At 41.4% G+C, this 20,672-nt stretch carries 22 protein-coding genes; 3 read left to right on the top strand and 19 right to left on the bottom strand.

The genetic code is table 11. From position 1 onward, the window contains the following. Positions 1 to 21 precede the first annotated feature (21 nt). Together BA70_RS03695 and BA70_RS03690 are read left to right on the top strand one after the other, a co-directional pair. Entirely contained in the window at positions 22 to 1,287 is a 1,266-nt protein-coding gene (locus BA70_RS03695) for an L-lactate MFS transporter (RefSeq protein WP_034318347.1), read from the top strand. Positions 1,288 to 1,370: 83 nt separating this feature from the next. Continuing rightward, positions 1,371 to 3,719 (top strand): FdhF/YdeP family oxidoreductase, encoded by a 2,349-nt coding sequence (locus BA70_RS03690; protein ID WP_034318345.1) that lies wholly within the window; start codon positions 1,371 to 1,373, stop codon positions 3,717 to 3,719. 54 nt (positions 3,720 to 3,773) lie between these two features. On the opposite strand, the gene BA70_RS03685 is transcribed toward BA70_RS03690, so the two are convergent. The 6 genes from BA70_RS03685 to BA70_RS03660 form a co-directional block, all read right to left on the bottom strand. Beyond that, a complete protein-coding gene (locus tag BA70_RS03685) occupies positions 3,774 to 4,448 on the bottom strand; it encodes a VWA domain-containing protein (protein WP_034318342.1) in 675 nt (224 codons plus the stop codon). A gap of 82 nt (positions 4,449 to 4,530) precedes the next feature. Next, positions 4,531 to 5,229, bottom strand: coding sequence for a VWA domain-containing protein (locus tag BA70_RS03680; RefSeq protein ID WP_078061635.1), 699 nt, complete (start codon positions 5,227 to 5,229; stop codon positions 4,531 to 4,533). A gap of 324 nt (positions 5,230 to 5,553) precedes the next feature. Further along, positions 5,554 to 6,579, bottom strand: a complete 1,026-nt coding sequence (gene spoIID / locus BA70_RS03675; RefSeq protein WP_034318339.1) for a stage II sporulation protein D — start codon at positions 6,577 to 6,579, stop codon at positions 5,554 to 5,556. Positions 6,580 to 6,836: 257 nt separating this feature from the next. Then, positions 6,837 to 8,144, bottom strand: coding sequence for a UDP-N-acetylglucosamine 1-carboxyvinyltransferase (gene murA / locus BA70_RS03670; protein WP_034318336.1), 1,308 nt, complete (start codon positions 8,142 to 8,144; stop codon positions 6,837 to 6,839). Between the two features lie 32 nt (positions 8,145 to 8,176). Further along, positions 8,177 to 8,911: a YwmB family TATA-box binding protein gene (locus tag BA70_RS03665; protein ID WP_034318333.1), complete on the bottom strand. Its 735-nt coding sequence runs from the start codon at positions 8,909 to 8,911 to the stop codon at positions 8,177 to 8,179. 128 nt (positions 8,912 to 9,039) lie between these two features. Next, positions 9,040 to 9,270, bottom strand: a complete 231-nt coding sequence (locus BA70_RS03660; RefSeq protein ID WP_008354922.1) for a DUF1146 family protein — start codon at positions 9,268 to 9,270, stop codon at positions 9,040 to 9,042. Between the two features lie 170 nt (positions 9,271 to 9,440). Between BA70_RS03660 and BA70_RS03655 the strand changes: the two genes are divergently transcribed. Then, positions 9,441 to 9,908 (top strand): hypothetical protein, encoded by a 468-nt coding sequence (locus BA70_RS03655; protein ID WP_034318722.1) that lies wholly within the window; start codon positions 9,441 to 9,443, stop codon positions 9,906 to 9,908. A 48-nt stretch (positions 9,909 to 9,956) separates the two neighbouring features. Here the strand turns inward: BA70_RS03655 and BA70_RS03650 are convergent, their stop codons facing one another. From BA70_RS03650 to rpiB, 13 genes are all read right to left on the bottom strand, one after another. Next, on the bottom strand, positions 9,957 to 10,352 hold the full coding sequence (locus tag BA70_RS03650) for a F0F1 ATP synthase subunit epsilon (protein ID WP_034318329.1): 396 nt from the start codon (positions 10,350 to 10,352) through the stop codon (positions 9,957 to 9,959). Between the two features lie 24 nt (positions 10,353 to 10,376). After that, entirely contained in the window at positions 10,377 to 11,798 is a 1,422-nt protein-coding gene (gene atpD, locus BA70_RS03645; protein WP_034318326.1) for a F0F1 ATP synthase subunit beta, read from the bottom strand. 24 nt (positions 11,799 to 11,822) lie between these two features. Further along, positions 11,823 to 12,689 (bottom strand): F0F1 ATP synthase subunit gamma, encoded by an 867-nt coding sequence (locus BA70_RS03640; protein WP_034318324.1) that lies wholly within the window; start codon positions 12,687 to 12,689, stop codon positions 11,823 to 11,825. Positions 12,690 to 12,777: 88 nt separating this feature from the next. Then, entirely contained in the window at positions 12,778 to 14,286 is a 1,509-nt protein-coding gene (atpA, locus tag BA70_RS03635) for a F0F1 ATP synthase subunit alpha (protein WP_034318323.1), read from the bottom strand. Positions 14,287 to 14,302: 16 nt separating this feature from the next. Continuing rightward, positions 14,303 to 14,848 (bottom strand): F0F1 ATP synthase subunit delta, encoded by a 546-nt coding sequence (locus BA70_RS03630; RefSeq protein ID WP_034318321.1) that lies wholly within the window; start codon positions 14,846 to 14,848, stop codon positions 14,303 to 14,305. Then, complete coding sequence (gene atpF, locus BA70_RS03625; RefSeq protein ID WP_034318318.1) at positions 14,845 to 15,366, bottom strand: F0F1 ATP synthase subunit B; 522 nt, start codon at positions 15,364 to 15,366, stop codon at positions 14,845 to 14,847. Before atpF ends, BA70_RS03630 begins: the two co-directional genes overlap by 4 nt. Before the next feature lie 120 nt (positions 15,367 to 15,486). Next, complete coding sequence (atpE, locus tag BA70_RS03620; protein WP_003214968.1) at positions 15,487 to 15,699, bottom strand: F0F1 ATP synthase subunit C; 213 nt, start codon at positions 15,697 to 15,699, stop codon at positions 15,487 to 15,489. 48 nt (positions 15,700 to 15,747) lie between these two features. Next, positions 15,748 to 16,482: a F0F1 ATP synthase subunit A gene (gene atpB, locus BA70_RS03615; protein ID WP_034318315.1), complete on the bottom strand. Its 735-nt coding sequence runs from the start codon at positions 16,480 to 16,482 to the stop codon at positions 15,748 to 15,750. Positions 16,483 to 16,489: 7 nt separating this feature from the next. After that, on the bottom strand, positions 16,490 to 16,873 hold the full coding sequence (locus BA70_RS03610; protein ID WP_034318313.1) for an ATP synthase subunit I: 384 nt from the start codon (positions 16,871 to 16,873) through the stop codon (positions 16,490 to 16,492). 497 nt (positions 16,874 to 17,370) lie between these two features. Continuing rightward, positions 17,371 to 18,000 (bottom strand): uracil phosphoribosyltransferase, encoded by a 630-nt coding sequence (upp, locus tag BA70_RS03605; RefSeq protein ID WP_003214553.1) that lies wholly within the window; start codon positions 17,998 to 18,000, stop codon positions 17,371 to 17,373. A gap of 147 nt (positions 18,001 to 18,147) precedes the next feature. Then, positions 18,148 to 19,395 (bottom strand): serine hydroxymethyltransferase, encoded by a 1,248-nt coding sequence (gene glyA, locus BA70_RS03600; protein ID WP_034318310.1) that lies wholly within the window; start codon positions 19,393 to 19,395, stop codon positions 18,148 to 18,150. A gap of 177 nt (positions 19,396 to 19,572) precedes the next feature. Continuing rightward, the gene (locus tag BA70_RS03595; protein WP_034318309.1) at positions 19,573 to 20,112 is read right to left on the bottom strand and encodes a TIGR01440 family protein; all 540 of its coding nucleotides are present in this window, start codon (positions 20,110 to 20,112) and stop codon (positions 19,573 to 19,575) included. A gap of 12 nt (positions 20,113 to 20,124) precedes the next feature. Then, positions 20,125 to 20,574 (bottom strand): ribose 5-phosphate isomerase B, encoded by a 450-nt coding sequence (rpiB, locus tag BA70_RS03590; RefSeq protein WP_034318306.1) that lies wholly within the window; start codon positions 20,572 to 20,574, stop codon positions 20,125 to 20,127. Positions 20,575 to 20,672 lie beyond the last annotated feature (98 nt).

Genomic DNA, 20,672 nt, shown 5'->3' with positions numbered 1-20,672 from the left:
GCTTTATATGGGGGGAACACAATGAACAAATCAAAGAATCGTTGGCTCATTGCGACAAGTGCTGTGGGAATTCATTTATCTATCGGGTCTGTTTATGCATGGAGTGTTTTTACAAATCCTTTACATCAAACCTTTCAGTGGTCATTAACAGAAATAAGCCTCACCTTCAGCATTGCCATTTTATTTTTAGGTTTATCTGCTGCTTTCATGGGACACTTCGTTGAAAAGTATGGCCCAAGGGCATCGGGGCTCTTCTCAGCTATTTTCTTCGGCATCGGAATGACTGGGTCAGGGCTTGCTGTCCACATGTCTTCACTTCCTCTCCTCTATTTATTTTATGGTGTACTTGGTGGAATAGGATTAGGTGTAGGCTATATTGCACCTGTATCAACATTAGTCAAATGGTTTCCAGATCGAAGAGGACTTGCAACCGGTTTAGCCATTATGGGTTTTGGATTTGCTTCACTTATCTGCAGCCCAATTATTCAATCTCTCATTGAAAAAGTTGATATCGCGAATACCTTTTATATTCTTGGACTCTCATATTTTATCATTATGGTGATCTCATCTCTTTATTTATCACCACCAACGCCCGATGACGTCAAACAATTTGACGGATTGAAAACAAATCAAAGAAAAATTCCTCAAGATTTATCACAGCTTACAGCAAATGAAGCGATTAAAACACGGCGTTTTTATTATTTGTGGCTCATGCTCTTTATTAATATTACATGCGGAATTGCCATTATTTCAGTAGCCTCGCCTCTTGCTCAAGAAAGTGTTGGATTCACTGCAGGTGCTGCGGCTACTCTTGTTGGTGTTTTAGGTGCTTTTAATGGCTTAGGACGGATTGGCTGGGCATCCTTCTCAGATTATATTGGAAGACCGAATACGTATACGATTTTCTTTAGTATCCAGCTCATTGCTTTTCCTTTACTACCCTACTTAAAAGAACCACTCATCTTTTCAATCGTGATGGCAATCATTTATACGTGCTATGGAGGAGGATTCGCCTCAATTCCAGCCTATATTGGAGACTTATTTGGTACGAAGCAGCTTGGTGCAATACACGGTTATATTCTGACCGCTTGGGCCGCTGCTGGTTTAGCAGGACCTTTATTTTCATCCTTCATTCGAGATATAACAGGTAATTACACACAAAGTCTCATGGTGTTCTCTGGCTTATTTTTCATTGCTTTTATCATATCTCTTCTCATTCGGAAGGATATTCAACAGCTTAAAGAATCAAACCTTACTGCTACCTCTTCTGTTTCAGCCCGACCTTAATTTGAATTTGACAGATTCGCAATCTAAAGGTAATTTTTAGATATGAAAACGCTTTATAAAGTAATAGGAGGGTGATGAATATCATGGGGAAAACAAAACACAAGGGGCCTATTAAACTCAACAAAAAACCCTCACCAAAGCTATGGGCCTCTTTTGCTCCTATGGGGCTTGGAAAAGTGAAACCTAAACACATTCGAGATACGATGAAGGTGGCTTGGGAAAACAAAGATAACCTCCCCTACGCGTACCGTATTTTAACGCAGGGCGTTTGTGACGGCTGTGCCCTTGGTGTTTCAGGCTTATACGATCAGACACTCGCAGGACCTCATATATGCACAACAAGGCTAAATGTACTTCGTCTTAACACAATGTCAGCTATTGACCCAAAATGGTTTGAAGATATTCATCAGCTAAAAAAAATGGATAGCACCTCTCTGCGTAAGCTCGGGCGTATTCCTTATCCACTAATTCGAAAAAAAGGGCAGAATGCCTTTACACGTATTTCTTGGGATGATGCATTAGATCAAATCGCGGCTAAAATCAAATCAATTGATAAACGACAGCTCGCTTTCTACTTAACGGCCAGAGGAATCACAAATGAAGTTTATTATACTGCTGCGAAGGCTGCACGATTTATAGGAACAAATCATATCGATAATGCTTCTCGCATTTGCCATTCACCGAGCAAAACCGCTCTTAAACGCTCCCTTGGCATAGGTGCTTCTAGCTGTAATTACAGTGATTGGATCGGAACGGATGTATTGATTTTTTGGGGATCAGTCGCCGCAAACAATCAGCCCGTTTCCACTAAATATATGTACGCTGCTAAAAAGAAAGGAACCAAAATTATTGTCATCAATCCGTATAAAGAGCCTGCGATGGAAAAGTACTGGGTTCCCTCTATTCCAGAAAGTGCTTTATTCGGAACAAAAATAGCTGATGATTTTTATCAAGTCAATATAGGCGGCGATATTGCGTTTATGAACGGCGTCATCAAACATTGGTTTGATATGGAGCAGCATGCTCCTCATTCCGCTCTTGATCATGAATTTATTCAAGCCCATACAACCGGCATAAAGGATGTAAAGCAACATGTCGAACAGTTGAAGTGGGAGGATCTAGAAGCATCGTCAGGCATGTCAAAAGAAAGAATGAAGGAATTTGCAGTCCTCCTTGCCAATGCCAATTCCGGCGTTTTTATTTGGAGTATGGGCCTTACTCAGCACCGATTTGCAACAGATAATATATCGCAAGTCGCAAACATTGCCATGTTACGTGGATTTATTGGCAGAAAACATTGTGGCGTCATGCCGATTCGTGGACATAGTGGTGTTCAGGGTTCAGGCGAAATGGGCGCCGATCCATTTGTTTTGCCAGGCAGTGATTTTGATGAAGAGAATATCGAAAGAATCGAGAAGATATGGGGATTTGACATTCCGAAATGGCATGGTGATACCATCGGTCAATCGTTTGAAAAGATGGCGCTCCCAAAAGAACACCCGCAAAAACTTAAAATGCTGTTTACTAGCGGTGGAAACTTTTTAGAAACGATGCCAAATCCAGAAGCGATCGAAAAAGCATTATCTGAGCTTGAACTCCGTGTCCATCAAGATATCATTTTGAATACCTCTACACTCGTAGAGGCAGAAGAGACGGTCATTGTTCTGCCTGCTATGACAAGATATGAACAGCCAGGCGGCGGTACGTCAACCAGTACGGAACGGATGGTATATTTCAGTCCAGAAATTGAAGGACCTCGTATTGAAGAAGCCAGAGCAGAATGGGACATTTATATTGATCTTGCGAAAAGGGTCCGACCAGAGGATGCCGAGCTGATTCATTTTGAACATGCTGAAGACATTCGCCGTGAGATTGCCATTGCGAATCGAAACTATGATGGCATACAGCATTTGCGTCATAAAGGGGACGTTTTTCAATGGGGAGGCGCATGGCTTTGCGAAGATGGTGTATGTCCAACACCGGATGGCAAGGGACACCTTCTACCTGCCCAGCTGCCTCAATACCGGAAAACTGAGGGACATTTCAATATCACGACAAGACGAGGTAAACAATTCAACTCTATGATCTACAGTGAAAAGGATGCCTTTAATGGCGGAAAGCGTCATTCTATCTTGATGAATGACGCAGATGCAAAAGAGCTTTACGTCCAAGAAGGTGATCCAGTTGTTCTTTTTAATCAATATGGGTCCTATCAAGGAGTTGCTCAATTTGGGGAATTGACACGTGGAAATATCGCTGTTTATTGGCCTGAAGGGAACGTTTTAATTCCTAAAGGTATTTATGAGAGCTATTCACAGATTCCAGAATATAATACAACTGCGATATTAGAAAAAGCCGAAACCTTTCATGCAAGAAAAGATCAGCACTACGTGGAGAAACGAATTGATGAATTAGAAACGACTTTAAATTGATCTTCAACTAAAAAACAGCTGGGGTTGTTCCCCCCCCCAGCTGCCATTCATATCCTACTGACCAAAAGCGCTCGCTTCTTGTTGAAGAATCTGTTTCAATTCTTCTGCATTTGCTGCCGGTTGATATTGTCCACCACCAGCTTTTGCAACAGATTTTAGACTTTTGGCTTCTTTTTCATTCACATCGAAGCCAATGATATTGACGATTGTATCAATACCGTCTTCATGTAATTCCTTTGCTGCTTGAGAAGGGCTTCCACCACATGTTTCTTCACCATCGCTGACAACATATACAATATTCTTCCCTTCAGCCTGGTGATCTTCAAAATCTTGTTTCGTATCAGTTAATGCTTTTGCTAGTGGTGTCCAGCCTGTTGGATCATACACATTCAGCGCTTGCTGAAATGTTGTTTGCTCATATGTTCCAAATCCATAAACGGCTTCAGAACTAGCACATGAAACGGCTTTTCCTGCATTTTTATTGGTCCCTTCATGACCAAACACACGAAGCAGGACTTGCGTATCTTCAGATAAAATACTTGCAAAGCTTTGAATAGAACGTTTTGCGATGTCGATTTTCTTTTCTCCCTCAAGCGATTGTGCCATGCTGCCGCTTAAATCGAGTAATATGACCACATGAGCAGGCTCCTGTTTTGTCACAGCATGAGCTGGTGAAGAAAGAAGCAAGACAAGACTAGCTAAAATAGTTAAGACAATATTTCTTTTCATCAATGAAAACCTCCCTTTTTACATTTGTACAGAAAAAGAGAAACGAAAGCATAAATCAATCGTTTCTCTTTTGTTCAACAAGTTATTCGTGTAGTTTTAATGATTCTGCCGTAAAGATAGAACCCATCTCTTTACCAGTGCTTGCTTGGTAGTAATGACCTTTACCAGCTTGGGCTACTTGCTTTAATTGGCCTTCATAGCCATCGTTAAAGTCTAATCCGATGACATTGACAACAGTAGATCCTTTTGATTGATGCAATTCTTTTGCTACCTTCACAGGATCTCCGCCACAAGTTTCTTCACCATCAGTGATTAAGTACACAATATGTTTTGTTCCTTTATGAAGCTGCTTATCTGTTTGCTTTGCACTTTCAAGAGCACGTGCAATCGGTGTCCATCCGTTTGGTCCAAGTCCGTTTAAAGAGTTTTCAAAGCTATCCTTTTCGTAAGGCTGTACGCCGTAAACTCCTCTAATGACTTCACATGATTGAGCTTTACCTGAATTTTTGTTGTTTCCTTCAGAACCAAACAAGCTCATACGAATTTTAGCGTCTTCCGGAAGTGACTGTGCAAATTTAAATACCTCTTGTTTTGCTAGATCAAATTTGCGCTCTCCATCTACTTTTCTTGCCATGCTTCCACTTGCATCAAGTAAGATTGTGACTCTTACATCTTTCTTATGTTTTTTGGCTGTTGATGCTTCTGCAAATACTGGTGAAGAGATTGACATGGATAATGTCAATACAGCTAAGGCTACGAGTGTAAATACTTTTTTCAACATACTTTTCATTCCTCCTTATGTATTTGATTGAAACATCTTAATCGTAAATTATTCTCACTTGGAATGGTATAGGACTCGGTCCCTTTTTCTCTTTCATCAAAATCACTAAAATTCTGTCAGATGACTAGATATTTTCACCTAACTCATCATTTATCCCCCTCGTTTTCTCTGTCTTTCGAGGGACTTTGTATCGGCCATCGGTGCTTGTCAGGACATAAATGTTTAAGATTTCCTGACCTGCATCTTAAGTCGCAATTTGACACATTCTGTTCAAACCTCTTTGAACAAACAAAAAGATGCCCCGTTTCTGAGGCACCTTTGCTTTTATTTTTTAGCCATGTACGTATTGAGAAAACGATCAGCTGATTCAATTTGAATCCCTTTATAATAATGTTTCACAATGGTTTCTACTTTTTTGCCTGACTGCGCCATATAATGCGCACCATATTGGCTCATCCCTACACCATGGCCGTATCCTTTTGTCGTGATCACAATTTGCTGGCCCTTTCTTTCCCATGTAAAATCTGCAGAATGAAGTCCCAGTGATTCTCGAATGTCTCTGCCTGTCAGTGTTTTACCGTTTATCACGGCTTTGGCTACTTGGTTTCCTGGTGTCCGCTCTACAATCTCTCCTACCTGAGCCTGCTGACTGAGGGTCACACCTAGTTTTTGCTGAAATTCACTAACCGTGATGGTCTTCGTGTTTTGAAATTTTGGTGATTTTTCGTCCCATTTACTTGAGACACTTTTCAAATAAGGGATTTCGTTTTTCCAATAGGCTTCTGCATTTTCAGTTTTCCCATTACTTGTAGAAAAGAAAGAAGCATCAATTGGTTTTTCGTCATAGGTCAGTACTTTCCCTTGTGTGCTCGCGACAGCTTCTGTGACCTTTTTTAATTTCCAATTGTACGCTTTCCCCCAAATTTTCTTGAGTTCCTGCTTGTTTTTGTAGACTTGGAACATTTGTGTGTCATCTACAAGAGAGCCTTTTGGTGACTTTACGGTCTTATCGCTGATCATTTGTCTGACGATATACGTTCTAGCAGCGAGTGCCTGTGCCTTGAGCGCCTCCATTTCAAAATCAGCTGGCATTTCAGAAGCTACGACACCGATCACATACTCTTCTAAGGGAATGTTTTCTACCTGCTGATGAGTCGAGCGATAGACGGGAATGGAGACGGGTGATTGCTTCAATTTGACTGAACCTTTCACTTCTTTTTTAACTGATGGTTCTGCTGCTACGTGTTGGTTGGCCGCAGGTTTCCCTTGAAACGTCGGCAACACGAGTAAGGTTGGAATCATTAAAATGATGATGCATATACCTGCGATAGTCCATATCATTGGTTTCATATTTGGCTGCCCCCATTTGTCATTGAATCTCTTTTATCCTATGGGCAAGGACAAGCTAATATGACAGCTTCTTTCATTCATTGGACAAGACTTTTGATCATGCCAACATGCTCTTCACCAATTGATTTTACTGTTCGTCTTTATGAATAAAATTTCATACGATTGGATACACTAATGATAAGCTTTTGAACATGAAGCATTCTATGATTCTAAAAAAAAATCAGCATGCCCAAATGGACACACTGATTTCTTTATCATTACGCGTTCAGATCTGACACAACTTGTTCTTGTGTAACATCTGCTGATTCATCGTTTACTCTTTCAATATCCGCACCGATTGCTGCAAGCTTTTGGTGGAAGTTCACATATCCACGGTCAATATGCTTCAGTTCAGTGACACGTGTATGACCTTCTGCCACTAATCCAGCAAGTACAAGTGCTGCTCCTGCTCTTAAGTCAGTCGCTGCCACTTCAGCTCCTTGAAGTTGAACCGGCCCATTGATAATCACAGAGCGACCCTCAATTTTAATATCGCCATTCATGCGGCGGAATTCTTCAGCATGCATAAAACGGTTTTCAAATACAGTTTCTGTGATCATGCTTGTTCCGTTCGCACGAAGCAATAGCGCCATCATCTGAGATTGCATATCCGTTGGGAACCCAGGATGCGGCATTGTTTTTAGATCGATTGGCTTGAGCTCAGATGGTCCAATGACTCTTAAACCTTCTTCTTCTTCAATGATCTGAATACCCATTTCTTCCATTTTTGCAACAAGTGAAGTCATGTGCTCTGGTACTGCGCCTTTCACAAGGACATTTCCTTCTGTAATGGCTGCTGCCACCATGAAAGTACCCGCTTCAATTCTGTCAGGGATGATGTTGTGTTTTGCACCATGAAGTGTTTCCACACCTTCGATTTTGATTGTACCAGTACCTGCCCCACGAACCTTACCGCCCATGGCATTGATGTAGTTTGCTAAATCAACAATTTCAGGTTCTTTTGCTACGTTTTCTAAAATCGTTGTTCCTTCAGCTAGTGCTGCTGCCATGATGATATTTTCAGTTGCACCCACACTTGGGAAATCCAAATAGATTTTCGCACCTTTTAAACGGCCTTCTACTTCAGCCTCGATGAAACCATTACCTACTTGAATTTTAGCTCCCATTGCTTCGAAGCCTTTTAAGTGCTGATCAATTGGTCTTGAACCAATCGCACAGCCTCCAGGTAATGCAACTCTTGCATGACCTGTTCTTGCTAAAAGTGGTCCCATGACGAGCACAGATGCTCGCATTTTACGCACATACTCAAACGGAGCCTCAGTTTCTAGTGCATGAGATGCATCTACTGATACTTCGTTATTTTCAAAATGTACTTCTGCTCCTAAATGACGTAACACTTCATTGATTGTATATACATCGGAGAGCGTAGGTACATCACAAATTACGCTTTTTTCTGTACTTGCTAACAAAGATGCAGCGATAACTGGTAAAACGGCATTTTTTGCGCCTTCTACTTTAACTGTGCCGTTTAACTTTTGACCGCCGCGGACGATGATTTTTTCCAAGGTCTTCCCCTCCGCGTCCCAAATTCTCTATATTAATATTCAGTCGTTACGATTGGTGTGCCAACCGTAATCGTATGATTTTCGTTCATTTCCGAACTTCTGATGGCAATTTGAACATTCATTTTATCATTTGAAGTCATAATGAACTGTTCCCACTTATCTGTGTAAGCGGAAAGCGACACAAAATTAGACTCAACGAGATACTCAACTGGTTTTGCTTGAAATTCTTTTGCTAACATTTCAGCTTTTTTTTGCAAAACAACATCCATCATACCATTTACATGACCATCGAGACAAGTAAAAATCACAAATTTTTCTTGTAATATGCTTTTTGCATGACGTACGAACTGATCATATGTATGCTCCCAGGTATTCAGTGGGCGAGCACCTTTTTGCTCATATAATAAATACGACTTTTGGTTTGATTTTGTGTCGGTCTTCACGAGTAAAATTTTCGATAATGTATCATTTTTTTCATCTTTGTACATTCCTGTGACTTTGGTGACATGTTTCTCTTTTTTTTCGGTCCACTCATACTGTCGTAGTTCGTCTTTCAAACGTTTCACTTTTTTTGAAAATTGTTCGGATGAAATGTCTACATTTGTTTTGGCATGAAGGGTCCATCCATCTACTTCGATTTGCTGGTTTTTCAGACCTTCTGCTATTTGGGCGAGTGGGGAAGATTCTTCCGCACGAACTCCTTGCATCATCAGAACAAAAAAAAGAATAAACGCAAATAATGGCCAACCTTTCAAATACTTTCTCACTTGTCATTCCCCCTTGCTACCAGTGTTGCCGCAAGGAGATAAATGCATACGTGGAAAAGTCATCAAAGGCCGGACTTTTGACACTTCTTTTTACGTTCCCGCAGAAGGACTTGACCAAACCTTTTATGTTAAAACATATAAGGAATTTGTCTGGAGAAATTTAAATAATCAAGGAAGAAATTGCTGACCGCAGATGCGATGGCAATGGTGATGAGCATCATCAGCAATCTTGCCTGAACGATTTTCCCTTTTTTAATCAGTGGATCAATATTTACGGCAAGCAATGCCCACCAAGTGATCGCGATAAAAAATAGGTGGATCACAATACTCACAATTGCTTGTTGTCCTACGTCTTCCATACAGTTGAATCCTCCTTCTATTTATTTCTGTAAAGGAAAACTCCCTTTCATTATATCCTCGAAAATCGGAAAGATGAATCATTTGGAAAAAAGAGCTACATTTAGTGTGAATCCCCTCTTATCCTGTTGCATAGGAGATGATATACTGCGTGTGGAAGGAGCTGATCAGTTTGAAAGATTCTTTTCCTGATTTTGTTGATTTGTACGGAGAACTGGTTCCCTCATTTGATCATGAATGGGAAGCCATTGCTTTCTACTTTGATTATAGACAGACACAGCTAGAAGAATTAGCACAATTGTGTCATTTTCATAACATTTCTTTGGATTACTCAGAGGAAAGCCTGTATCAGTTAGAGTCATTATACTTTGATGCGTTTACCCAGCAGCTTTTTGCTGAGTGGAAAATGCCCATTGATGCATTAGAAGCGATGATGAGTGTGTATATGGGTGAGGTTGTCATTAGGCATCATTTAGATGCTGACTGGGTGGTGCGGCCTTATATGGACTCTTCGCATCAATATACCCTTGGCTTGCGCAGAAACAATAAAACATGGCATAGTACGCAGTTTTGCGAGCACTTATATCTTGAAAAACAAGCATCTCATCCTTATGTGTCGATGTATCAGTCTCTCCTGTAATTCTTAAAAAAATCCTTCTTATCATTGTGATAAGAAGGATTTTCTGTTTTATTTCCCTGCTACATTTAAACGGTTTAACGCCCGTTTTAATGCGAGTTCCGCCCGGCGTACATCACTTTCATTCGGGTGGTTCAAATGCTCTTCAGCACGCTGTTTCGCTGATTTAGCACGATCTACATCAACTTTCTCTGATGTTTCAGCGGCCTGAGCAAGAATGGTTACTTTTTCAGGGCGAACTTCAACAAATCCCCCACTTACTGCAACCAATTCAGTTGATCCACTATGTTTTAAGCGAACTGCACCGATTTTTAGCGGAGCAACCATTGGAACGTGGCCAGCTAAAATACCAAGCTCACCGCTTTCTGCTCTTACACTGACCATTTCCACATCCGCTTCATACACTGGGCCGTCGGGAGTAACGATATTGACTTGAACGGTCTTCATGCTTTTACCCTCCTAAGGACCAGATTAGGCCTCTACACCCATCTCTTTGGCTTTTTCAACCACTTCTTCAATGCGACCGACTAAGCGGAATGCATCTTCTGGAAGGTGATCGTATTTACCAGATAAGATTTCCTTGAAGCCTTTAACAGTTTCTTTCAATGGCACATAAGAACCCTTTTGGCCAGTAAACTGTTCTGCTACGTGGAAGTTTTGAGATAGGAAGAATTGAACACGACGTGCTCTGTGTACCACAAGCTTATCGTCCTCAGATAATTCATCCATACCTAAAATGGCAATGATATCTTGTAGCTCTTTATAACGTTGCAATGTTTGCTGAACTTCACGCGCAATCGCATAATGTTCTTCGCCAACAACCTCAGGTGCAAGTGCACGAGATGTTGATGCAAGTGGATCAACCGCTGGGTAAATACCCATTTCTGTCAGCTTACGCTCAAGGTTCGTCGTTGCATCAAGGTGAGCGAACGTTGTTGCTGGAGCTGGATCTGTATAGTCATCCGCAGGTACATAGATCGCTTGAATCGATGTAACCGATCCTACGTTTGTAGATGTGATACGCTCTTGCAGCTGACCCATTTCTGTTGCAAGTGTCGGCTGATAACCTACCGCTGAAGGCATACGTCCAAGAAGGGCTGATACTTCAGAACCTGCTTGTGTAAAACGATAGATGTTATCGATGAAGAACAATACGTCTTGACCTAGTTCATCACGGAAATGCTCTGCCATTGTTAAACCAGTTAGGGCAACACGCATACGTGCACCTGGTGGCTCGTTCATTTGACCGAAGACCATCGCTGTTTTTTCGATAACGCCAGAATCTTTCATTTCGTAGTAAAGGTCGTTTCCTTCACGTGTACGCTCTCCAACACCAGCGAATACAGAAATACCGCCGTGTTCTTGTGCGATGTTGTTGATTAATTCTTGAATCAGAACGGTTTTACCTACACCGGCTCCACCGAATAGACCGATCTTCCCACCCTTGATATAAGGAGCAAGAAGGTCAACAACTTTGATACCTGTTTCAAGAATTTCAACTTCTGTAGAAAGTTGATCAAAAGATGGCGCTTGTCTGTGGATTGGATCTCTTTGAGCTTCCACACCAAGTGGCTCATCTAAGTCAATGTTATCTCCCAGTACGTTGAATACACGTCCAAGTGTTACGTTACCAACAGGTACTGAAATTGGTTTTCCAAGGTCTACAGCTTCCATGCCGCGTTTAACACCATCTGTTGATGCCATTGCGATGGTTCTGACTGTATTATCACCTAAATGTAGTGCTACTTCTAAAGTTAAGTCGATAGTAACTTCACTTTCGCTTTCCGCTTTATGCGAAACTTTGATCGCATTATAAATCTCAGGCAAGTGACCGTCTTCAAAATGAACGTCTACGACTGGTCCCATGATCTGACTGATGCGTCCTGTTTTCATTGCATTCCCTCCTGACAATTATTTCTATTCTAAGGCAGCTGCTCCGCCGACAATTTCTGTAATCTCTTGTGTAATCGCTGCTTGACGAGCACGGTTATAAGAGAGTGTCAGGTTGTCGATCAATTCTTTCGCGTTGTCTGTTGCACTCTTCATTGCTGTCATTCTTGCAGCATGTTCACTTGCTTTGCTGTCAAGAAGCGCACCGAAAATCAAACTCTCTGCATATTGAGGAAGGAGAACTTCAAGAATTTCTTCTTCAGAAGGCTCAAACTCATAAGATGCGGAACGCTTATTTGATGTCGCTGCGGCCGAAAGGTCCGTTAGCGGCAATAATTTTTTCTCTGTTACTTCTTGTGAAATGGCACTGACAAAATGGTTGTAGAACATGTAAAGTTCATCAAACGCTTCATCAGAGAACATTTGAACTGTACTGCTTGCTAATTCTTTAATATCAGCAAACGCTACTTCGTCTCCAAGCCCTGTGACTTCAGAAATAACTGGAATACCGCGCTTTTTGAAGAAGTCGCGTCCGATTTTACCAATGACAATCACCGCGTATTCATCAGCAGATTGATGACGAGATTGAATGGTTTGGTAAGCGGCACGCAAAATCGAGCTGTTAAAAGGTCCTGCAAGCCCTCGATCAGATGTAATGACGAGATACCCTGTTTTCTTGACCGGTCTTGAAAGAAGCATTGGGTGCTTAGCACTTGTTCCAGTTGCTATTGCAGCAACGACTTCCTGGATTTTCTCCATGTAAGGAACAAAAGACTTCGCATTGTTTTCAGCACGATTCAGTTTCGCAGCTGATACCATTTGCATCGCTTTTGTGATCTGACTCGATTTTTTCGTTGACGTGATCCTTGACTTTATATCGCGTAATGAGGCCAAAGATTTCACCACCTTTTTTCAGGAATCCGTGTTCATTTACGTGAAAAGAGAGAAAAAGAGAATCTTTTTCTCTCGGAAAGATTACTAATTAGTTGCTTGGCGCAAACGTACGTTTAAAGCCTTCGATTGCTGTCTTCCACTCTTCATCAGCAGGCATGTTTCCTGTTTGAGAGATCGTGTCAAACAAGTCTTTATGGTTTTCTTCAATGTACATGAATAACTCAGCTTCAAAGCGCTTGACATCAGCAATGGCTACATCATCTAAGTATCCTCTTGTCAGTGCATAAAGAATCGCTACTTGTTTTTCAACTTTAAGCGGTTTGTTCAAGTCTTGTTTTAAGACTTCAACTGTTCTTGCACCACGGTTTAATTTCGCTTGAGTGGCTTGGTCTAGATCAGATCCAAACTGAGCGAATGCTTCTAGCTCACGATATGAAGCAAGGTCCAAACGAAGTGTACCTGCTACCTTTTTCATCGCTTTAATTTGTGCAGAACCACCTACACGGGATACAGACAATCCTGCGTTTACCGCTGGACGTACGCCTGAGAAGAAGAGATCAGATTGTAAGAAGATCTGTCCATCTGTGATCGAAATAACGTTTGTTGGGATATATGCAGAGATATCACCAGCTTGCGTTTCTACGAAAGGCAATGCTGTGATAGAACCGCCACCCTTTTCGTCACTAAGCTTCGCTGCACGTTCTAATAAACGAGAGTGAAGATAGAAAACATCACCAGGGAATGCTTCACGACCTGGAGGACGACGAAGCAATAATGAAAGCTCACGATAAGCTGCCGCTTGTTTAGAAAGGTCATCATATACAACAAGTACATGCTTGCCGTTATACATGAATTCCTCACCCATCGTTACACCTGCATATGGAGCAAGGTAAAGAAGTGGAGCTGGCTGTGATGCAGAAGCTGTGACAACGATTGTGTAGTCAAGCGCACCATGCTTACGAAGTGTTTCAACAACGCCACGAACTGTTGATTCTTTTTGTCCGATCGCTACATAGATACAGATCATGTTTTGATCTTTTTGGTTTAGGATCGTATCAATTGCAACAGATGTTTTACCTGTTTGACGGTCACCAATGATTAATTCACGCTGTCCACGTCCGATTGGAATCAAGGCATCAATGGCTTTAATTCCTGTTTGAAGCGGCTCATGTACAGATTTACGATCCATAACGCCTGGTGCTTCACTTTCGATTGGACGTGTTTTGCTTGTTAAGATTGGACCTAGTCCATCAACAGGCTGACCAAGTGGGTTCACAATACGTCCGATTAACTCTTCACCTACAGGAACCTCCATGATACGACCTGTACGTTTTACGTCATCACCTTCGCGGATATCTTTGTAAGGTCCTAAAATAACGATACCTACGTTAGACTCCTCAAGGTTTTGAGCCATACCCATTACACCGTTAGAGAACTCAACTAGTTCTCCTGCCATAATGTTGTCAAGGCCATGTACACGCGCGATACCGTCCCCTACTTGAATGACTGTACCGACATCTTTTACTTCGATTTCAGATTGATAGTTTTGGATTTGCTGCTTTATCAGCGCGCTAATCTCTTCAGCTTTGATACTCACTAAGGTTTCACCCCTTCTAACGATTTTCGCCTGCAAGCTGACGTTCAATGCGGGAAAGCTTTCCGCTGACACTGCCGTCATAAATGCGGTTTCCGATACGGATTTTCACTCCGCCTATTAGATCCTTGTCAATCACATTTTCAACACGCAGTGATGTGACTCCGGCTTTTTTGGCAAATACTTCAGATAATGATTGAATTTCAGCCCCGCTAAGCGGTTTAACTGAATACACGATCGCATCGTCTATTTGTTTCGTGCGGTTTGCAAGTTTCACAAACTCAGACGTCATTTCAGGGAAAATATTCGTGCGTCCGCGGTCAATCAGTAAATACATTGTGTGCAACACATAAGTTGAAACACCTTTGAAAGCTTCTGCAATCAAATGTTTCTTTTTGTCTGCCGTAATCTTCGGATGAACAAGAAAGTGGTTCAGTTCTTGATCAGCCTTTAGCACTTTTTTGATCTCATTCAGCTCTTTTTCAGTTTCGTCTACTGCCGAAGAAGCAAGAACGATGTCAAAAAGAGCAGAAGCGTAACGCTTAGAGACAATTGTTATGCTCATCGGCTTTCGCCTGCCTCTTTAAGATACTCTTGGATCAATTTCTCCTGTGCTTGCTCATCAAGTTCTTTTTCAATCACTTTAGAAGCAATTAGCACAGATAGTGATGCAACCTGCTCACGCAGTGCAGCCACAGCTTGTTCTTTTTCTTTCACGATTTCAGTTCTAGCAGATTCTTTCAAGCGCTCTGACTCTTGACGTGCTGCTTGAATGATCTCTTCTTTTTGTTTCTCACCAAGCTTTTTCGCATTTTCGATGAGTGTATGTGATTCTTCGCGTGCTTCTTTCAATAAAACACGTTGTTCTTCAAGAAGTTTTTCAGCTTGAACATGCTTTTGTTCAGCACTTGAAATTTCATTTCCTATATAATCTTCACGCTGCTTCATAATACCTAATAAAGGTTTAAGCGCAAATTTCTTTAAAAGTACAAGCAGGATGAGCATAGCGATAAGCTGGAATATCATATCCCCGGCGTTGAAACTTAAGCCTCCTGCTCCTAAAACCACTGGTAACTGAGACATTTAGTACGGCAACTCCCTTCTTCAAATAATATGTTAAGAAACAAAACATAAAGGAATGGCGAAGTTTCGAACTAATCTGATCTTCGCCATTAAAATTCATATTAGAACGCTTCTCACATATTAACCAAAGAATGCCAAGAATGCGATAACGACAGCGATAATTGGAAGTGCCTCTACTAAAGCTACCCCGATGAACATAAGTGTTCTTAGTTCTCTACCAGCTTCTGGCTGACGAGCGATTCCCTCAACTGTTTTAGATACGATTAGACCGTTACCAATACCTGCTCCTAGTGCTCCTAAACCGATTGCAATTGCTGCTGCTATTAAATTCATTAAAAAGCTCCTCCTTTAAAATAACGTCCTTTTTGGACTCTCAAATTTTTAGTGTTCGTCGCTGACTTTATGGGAAATGTAGACCATTGTCAGCATTGTGAAAATAAATGCCTGGATTGTTCCGACAAACAAACTGAATGCCTGCCATACAATCATCGGCACGATGGCACCTAATGTACCAATGATACCAAGCGCAATGTTTTGCGAGTAAAAATTGGTCGCAAGTCCTGCAAGTAACCCAAGAAGAATCTCTCCAGCGAAAATATTTCCATAAAGACGCAAACCAAGTGTTAGCGTGTTTGCAAATTCTTCAATAAGTTTCAATGGTACTAAAAGTGGAATTGGTCTAAAGTAGTCTTTCGTATATTCCTTGACTCCTTTTGCCTTGACACCGTAGTAATGTGTCAATCCCATGACCATAATCGCTAGTGTCATTGTGATTGCTGGGTCTGCTGTTGGTGATTTCCACCACAAGTTGTGATCGACCGAAATCGAGAATGGCAGTCCAAGCATGTTTGAAACAAATATGTACATGAGTAATGTAACGCCAAGCGCTAGAAATGGGGCTCCTGTTTTCATGTCCATCGAACTACCTATGATATTTCGAACAAAATCAACAATCCATTCCATGAAGTTCTGCGCCTTTGTCGGACGAATAGACAGAACACGAGTAGTCAGCACCGCTATGAGAAGAACGATGATACTAGCAATCGTAATCATGAGAACATTGGATAAGTTGAACGTTAACCCTAAAAATTCTGTAGTTTTTGAACTGTGACCCAAAGAGTATTCACCTCTCTTCCATAGTAGAACGTTTAAGTTGAATGAAGGAATCTATCATAATGACAGGATATATTGTCATTAATCCTATAACAACACCTGCCAGATGAACTTCATTAGGGTAACGCCAAGCAATCGCTACTGCGAGAATCGCGTTGGCCCACCTGGCTGTACTTCCCATTGAACGAATTGATTTTCCTTTTTTAACCGCCCGATCAAAAGCGTGCATTCTCCGTATAAGTAGGAATAAATTAAAGAAAGCAAAAATTGTGCCGATAATGAAACCAAGGAACAGTGGTTTAAAACCAGGCATGGCAAAGCCAAACACAAAAATTGCCAATAGATACAACATGTATTTACTCTGTCTGCGGAAAATCGCGTTTGGATCGTTCATTCATCTGACTCCCGATGAAAAATATTGTAAAAAAGATGATAAATGGTGATGAAAACTGCGTAGAAGACGCTGATGATAAGACGTCTTGTTCGAAAAAAATCAATCACCCATCGGTCTAATTGCACAATCAGACTTGGAATCTTTAGATCTATGGGATGCTGCTTCATTCGCTGATACAAACCCTGATAATTAAAGGGTTCACAATGAGGATTAGTAGAGTGCTATAGGCTATGAAAACCTTACCATAATACCCTCGTTTAGCATACAATAGCGTCTATGATGTGTCAATCCGTTGAAAGTTAAAAAACTTTTCTATAGTGATAGAGCACACAAAATGTTCACAATTTCATCAAACTTTAGGAGAGTTGTGACATTCATTGAAAAAAACAGCTAATGTTCAGTATACATTGATTTTTCTAAGAACGATATCACCCGTTTGTCATATTTTTCAAAAACCCCACATGCACGTTTGCATGTGGGGTTTCATTTGAACATTCTTATTTTGTTCCATACATGCGGTCACCAGCATCACCAAGACCTGGGATGATGTAACCTTTTTCGTTCAACTTCTCATCTAATGCTGCAATGTAGATATCGACATCTGGATGATGTTTTTGCATTTCTTCTACACCTTCAGGGGCAGCAATGAGACACATGAAGCGAATGTTTTTCGCACCGCGTTTTTTCAAACTGTTTAGCGCTTCGACTGCTGAGCCGCCAGTTGCAAGCATTGGGTCTACTACGATAAATTCACGCTCTTCCACATCAGATGGAAGCTTCACATAATATTCAACAGGCTTTAATGTTTTCGGATCACGGTATAAACCGACATGTCCCACTTTAGCAGCTGGAATGAGCTTCAAAATCCCGTCTACCATTCCAAGACCTGCTCTTAAAATTGGCACAACACCGAGTTTTTTACCTGAGATCACGTTTGATTTAGCTACTTGTACAGGTGTTTCTACATCTACCTCTTCAAGCGGTAAGTCTCTTGTGATTTCGAATGCCATTAATGTTGCGACTTCATCCACTAGCTCTCTAAATTCTTTTGTTCCTGTATGAACGTCACGAATATATGTAAGTTTGTGCTGAATTAGCGGGTGATCAAATACATAAACCTTTGCCATTGCTTGCTACAACTCCTTTTCTGTCATCTTCCGGTGAACTTTGCACACTTCCTACAATTCTACATAAAAAGACATCATCTTTCAATATGATTCGCAAATCCTACAAAAAAAACCCACATGCCAAAAATAGGCAAATGGGTCTGCTTTTTAATAATCTAATTCATTATATAGAGGGAAGCGGGCAGTGAGATCAGACACACGCTTTTTCGCCTCTTCTAATTTCGCTTCATCTTCATGATGTTTAAGAGCAAGCGCAATAATGGAACCGACTTCTTTCATCGCTTCTTGATCGAACCCGCGGCTTGTCACTGCTGCTGTACCTACTCGTACACCACTTGTGACAAATGGTTTCTCTGGATCATAAGGAATCGCATTTTTGTTCACTGTGATGCCGATTTCATCCAGAACATTTTCTGCAATTTTCCCTGTGATGCCAAGAGTACGCAAGTCGATGAGAACTAGATGGTTATCTGTTCCACCAGATACAAGCTGAATATCCTCAGATAAAAGTGTTTCAGCTAGTTGTTTTGCGTTATCGATCACGTTTTGTGCATATGTTTTGAAATCTCCGTTCAATACTTCACCGAAAGAAACAGCTTTTGCAGAGATAACATGCATCAGTGGTCCACCTTGAATACCAGGGAAGATCGATTTGTCGATCTTTTTACCAAACTCTTCACGGCATAGAATCATTCCGCCGCGAGGTCCGCGTAAAGTTTTGTGAGTTGTCGTTGTCACAAAATCTGCGTAAGGAACTGGATTTGGATGAAGACCTGCTGCAACAAGACCCGCAATGTGAGCCATGTCGACCATAAAGTAAGCACCGACTTCATCAGCAATGTCACGGAACTTTTTGAAATCAATTTGACGTGGATATGCACTTGCACCCGCAACGATTAGCTTCGGCTTATGCTCACGTGCTTTTTCAAGTACATCTTGATAGTCGATATGCTGTGTTTCTTTATCTACACCATATTCTACAAAGTTGTATTGTACACCACTAAAGTTTACAGGGCTTCCGTGTGTTAAATGCCCACCATGTGATAAGTTCATGCCTAGCACTGTATCGCCATGCTCAAGAATTGTAAAGTATACGGCCATATTCGCTTGAGCACCTGAGTGAGGCTGTACGTTCACATACTCAGCGCCAAAAATTTCTTTTGCGCGATCACGTGCGATATCTTCTACAACGTCTACATGTTCACAGCCGCCATAGTAGCGTTTACCAGGGTAGCCCTCAGCATATTTGTTTGTTAAAACTGAGCCCTGTGCTTCCATGACTGCTTCGCTTACGAAGTTTTCTGATGCAATTAATTCGATTTTGTCCTGCTGGCGTTTCCGCTCTAGTTGAATTGCTTTGAATACTTGTGCGTCTTGCTCAGGTAAATGTTTCATCAGCGAAATCCTCTCCAATCTATTTCCATTCGATGTTTTCACCATCTCATTGTACACGGTTTTTGAGTAAAATGTAAAAGTTTTTTTTGGAAAATGGACTTCTTTTTTATGAAAAACCGAATATTAAAGGGGTGAAGCCTCTTCATCATTCAACATTATATTAGAAATATAATCGAGCTATGATCTTGTATAAACCGCTCGTTCTCCACCAATCAGCTTCGGACGTGTTTTCGCAAACGTCACATGTGCTTGTCCTAATTGATGACGACTAAGGCGGACAGGAACGGCCACTCGCTTTAAGTGCATCCCAATCAATGTATCGCCGATATCAATTCCTGCATGCGCCGTAATGGATTCAACTAATACAGGGTGTTCCATTTGCTGATATGCATGAGCCGCCATAGAACCCCCTGCCTTACGTACAGGTACCGCGGCCACAATTTCTAGGTTTAGCCGGAAAGCCACTTCTTCTTCAACGACGAGGGCACGATTGAGATGCTCGCAGCACTGGAAGGCTAGCTCAATACCGGTCTCTCTTCTTAGCTGGTCCAGCTCTTGATAAATGGCCTCCGCAATTTGCTCACTTCCTGCTGTACCAATATGCTCGCCAGCCACTTCCGACGTACTGCAGCCAATCACTAAGATTTGGCCAGCACGCAGTTCGACTGCTTGATGAAACTCTTTTAACATTTCAAGCCAATCTTGACCAATGTTCATGTTAAGCGCTCCTTATAGGTGCTTTTCTTCATAATCAGAGATTTTACCAATCCGCGTAGCATGGCGTCCTGCCATAAATTCTGTCGTCAGCCAAATGTGTGCGATCTCACGTGCTAGTCCTGGTCCAATGACACGTTCCCCCATCGCAAGAACATTTGTATCATTATGTTCTCTCGTTGCTTTCGCACTAAATGTATCATGTGCCAGTGCACAGCGAATGCCTTTCACTTTGTTTGCTGAGATGCTCATGCCGATGCCTGTCCCACAAATTAAAATGCCACGATCGACTTCTCCGTTTGCCACCATATTGGCTACAGGAAAAGCATAATCCGGATAATCTACAGATCCTGATCCACATTCACAACCCATATCAATGTATTCAATCTTCAATTCATCCATCAGTTGCTTGATTTCTTCACGAATATTCGTTCCGCCGTGATCGGATGCAATGGCTACTTTCATCAGGCTATTCCTCCTAAGGGTGAGTTGATCTGTCATGTCTTACATTCATTCTTTATTCACAGTTATATTTTAACCTCTGCCTAGTCATTTGCAAACAA

It is taken from the genome of Bacillus zhangzhouensis (assembly GCF_000715205.1).
In the GTDB taxonomy this organism is placed as follows: domain Bacteria; phylum Bacillota; class Bacilli; order Bacillales; family Bacillaceae; genus Bacillus; species Bacillus zhangzhouensis.
Note: the sequence above shows the minus strand (reverse complement) of the source record. Positions and strands in the feature narration are given on the sequence as shown.

Excerpts from the sequence above, each read along its gene's own strand:
- spoIID (WP_034318339.1), bottom strand. The coding sequence starts at position 6,579 with ATGAAACCAATGATATGGACTATCGCAGGTATATGCATCATCATTTTA.
- BA70_RS03610 (WP_034318313.1), bottom strand. The coding sequence starts at position 16,873 with ATGAACGATCCAAACGCGATTTTCCGCAGACAGAGTAAATACATGTTG.
- BA70_RS03660 (WP_008354922.1), bottom strand. The coding sequence starts at position 9,270 with ATGGAAGACGTAGGACAACAAGCAATTGTGAGTATTGTGATCCACCTA.
- BA70_RS03685 (WP_034318342.1), bottom strand. The coding sequence starts at position 4,448 with ATGAAAAGAAATATTGTCTTAACTATTTTAGCTAGTCTTGTCTTGCTT.
- BA70_RS03595 (WP_034318309.1), bottom strand. The coding sequence starts at position 20,112 with ATGAACATTGGTCAAGATTGGCTTGAAATGTTAAAAGAGTTTCATCAA.
- rpiB (WP_034318306.1), bottom strand. The coding sequence starts at position 20,574 with ATGAAAGTAGCCATTGCATCCGATCACGGCGGAACGAATATTCGTGAA.
- glyA (WP_034318310.1), bottom strand. The coding sequence starts at position 19,395 with ATGAAACATTTACCTGAGCAAGACGCACAAGTATTCAAAGCAATTCAA.
- atpF (WP_034318318.1), bottom strand. The coding sequence starts at position 15,366 with ATGTCTCAGTTACCAGTGGTTTTAGGAGCAGGAGGCTTAAGTTTCAAC.
- BA70_RS03690 (WP_034318345.1), top strand. The coding sequence starts at position 1,371 with ATGGGGAAAACAAAACACAAGGGGCCTATTAAACTCAACAAAAAACCC.
- BA70_RS03630 (WP_034318321.1), bottom strand. The coding sequence starts at position 14,848 with ATGAGCATAACAATTGTCTCTAAGCGTTACGCTTCTGCTCTTTTTGAC.
- atpD (WP_034318326.1), bottom strand. The coding sequence starts at position 11,798 with ATGAAAACAGGACGCATCAGTCAGATCATGGGACCAGTCGTAGACGTT.
- upp (WP_003214553.1), bottom strand. The coding sequence starts at position 18,000 with ATGGCAAAGGTTTATGTATTTGATCACCCGCTAATTCAGCACAAACTT.
- atpE (WP_003214968.1), bottom strand. The coding sequence starts at position 15,699 with ATGAATTTAATAGCAGCAGCAATTGCAATCGGTTTAGGAGCACTAGGA.
- BA70_RS03650 (WP_034318329.1), bottom strand. The coding sequence starts at position 10,352 with ATGAAGACCGTTCAAGTCAATATCGTTACTCCCGACGGCCCAGTGTAT.
- BA70_RS03680 (WP_078061635.1), bottom strand. The coding sequence starts at position 5,229 with ATGTTGAAAAAAGTATTTACACTCGTAGCCTTAGCTGTATTGACATTA.
- BA70_RS03695 (WP_034318347.1), top strand. The coding sequence starts at position 22 with ATGAACAAATCAAAGAATCGTTGGCTCATTGCGACAAGTGCTGTGGGA.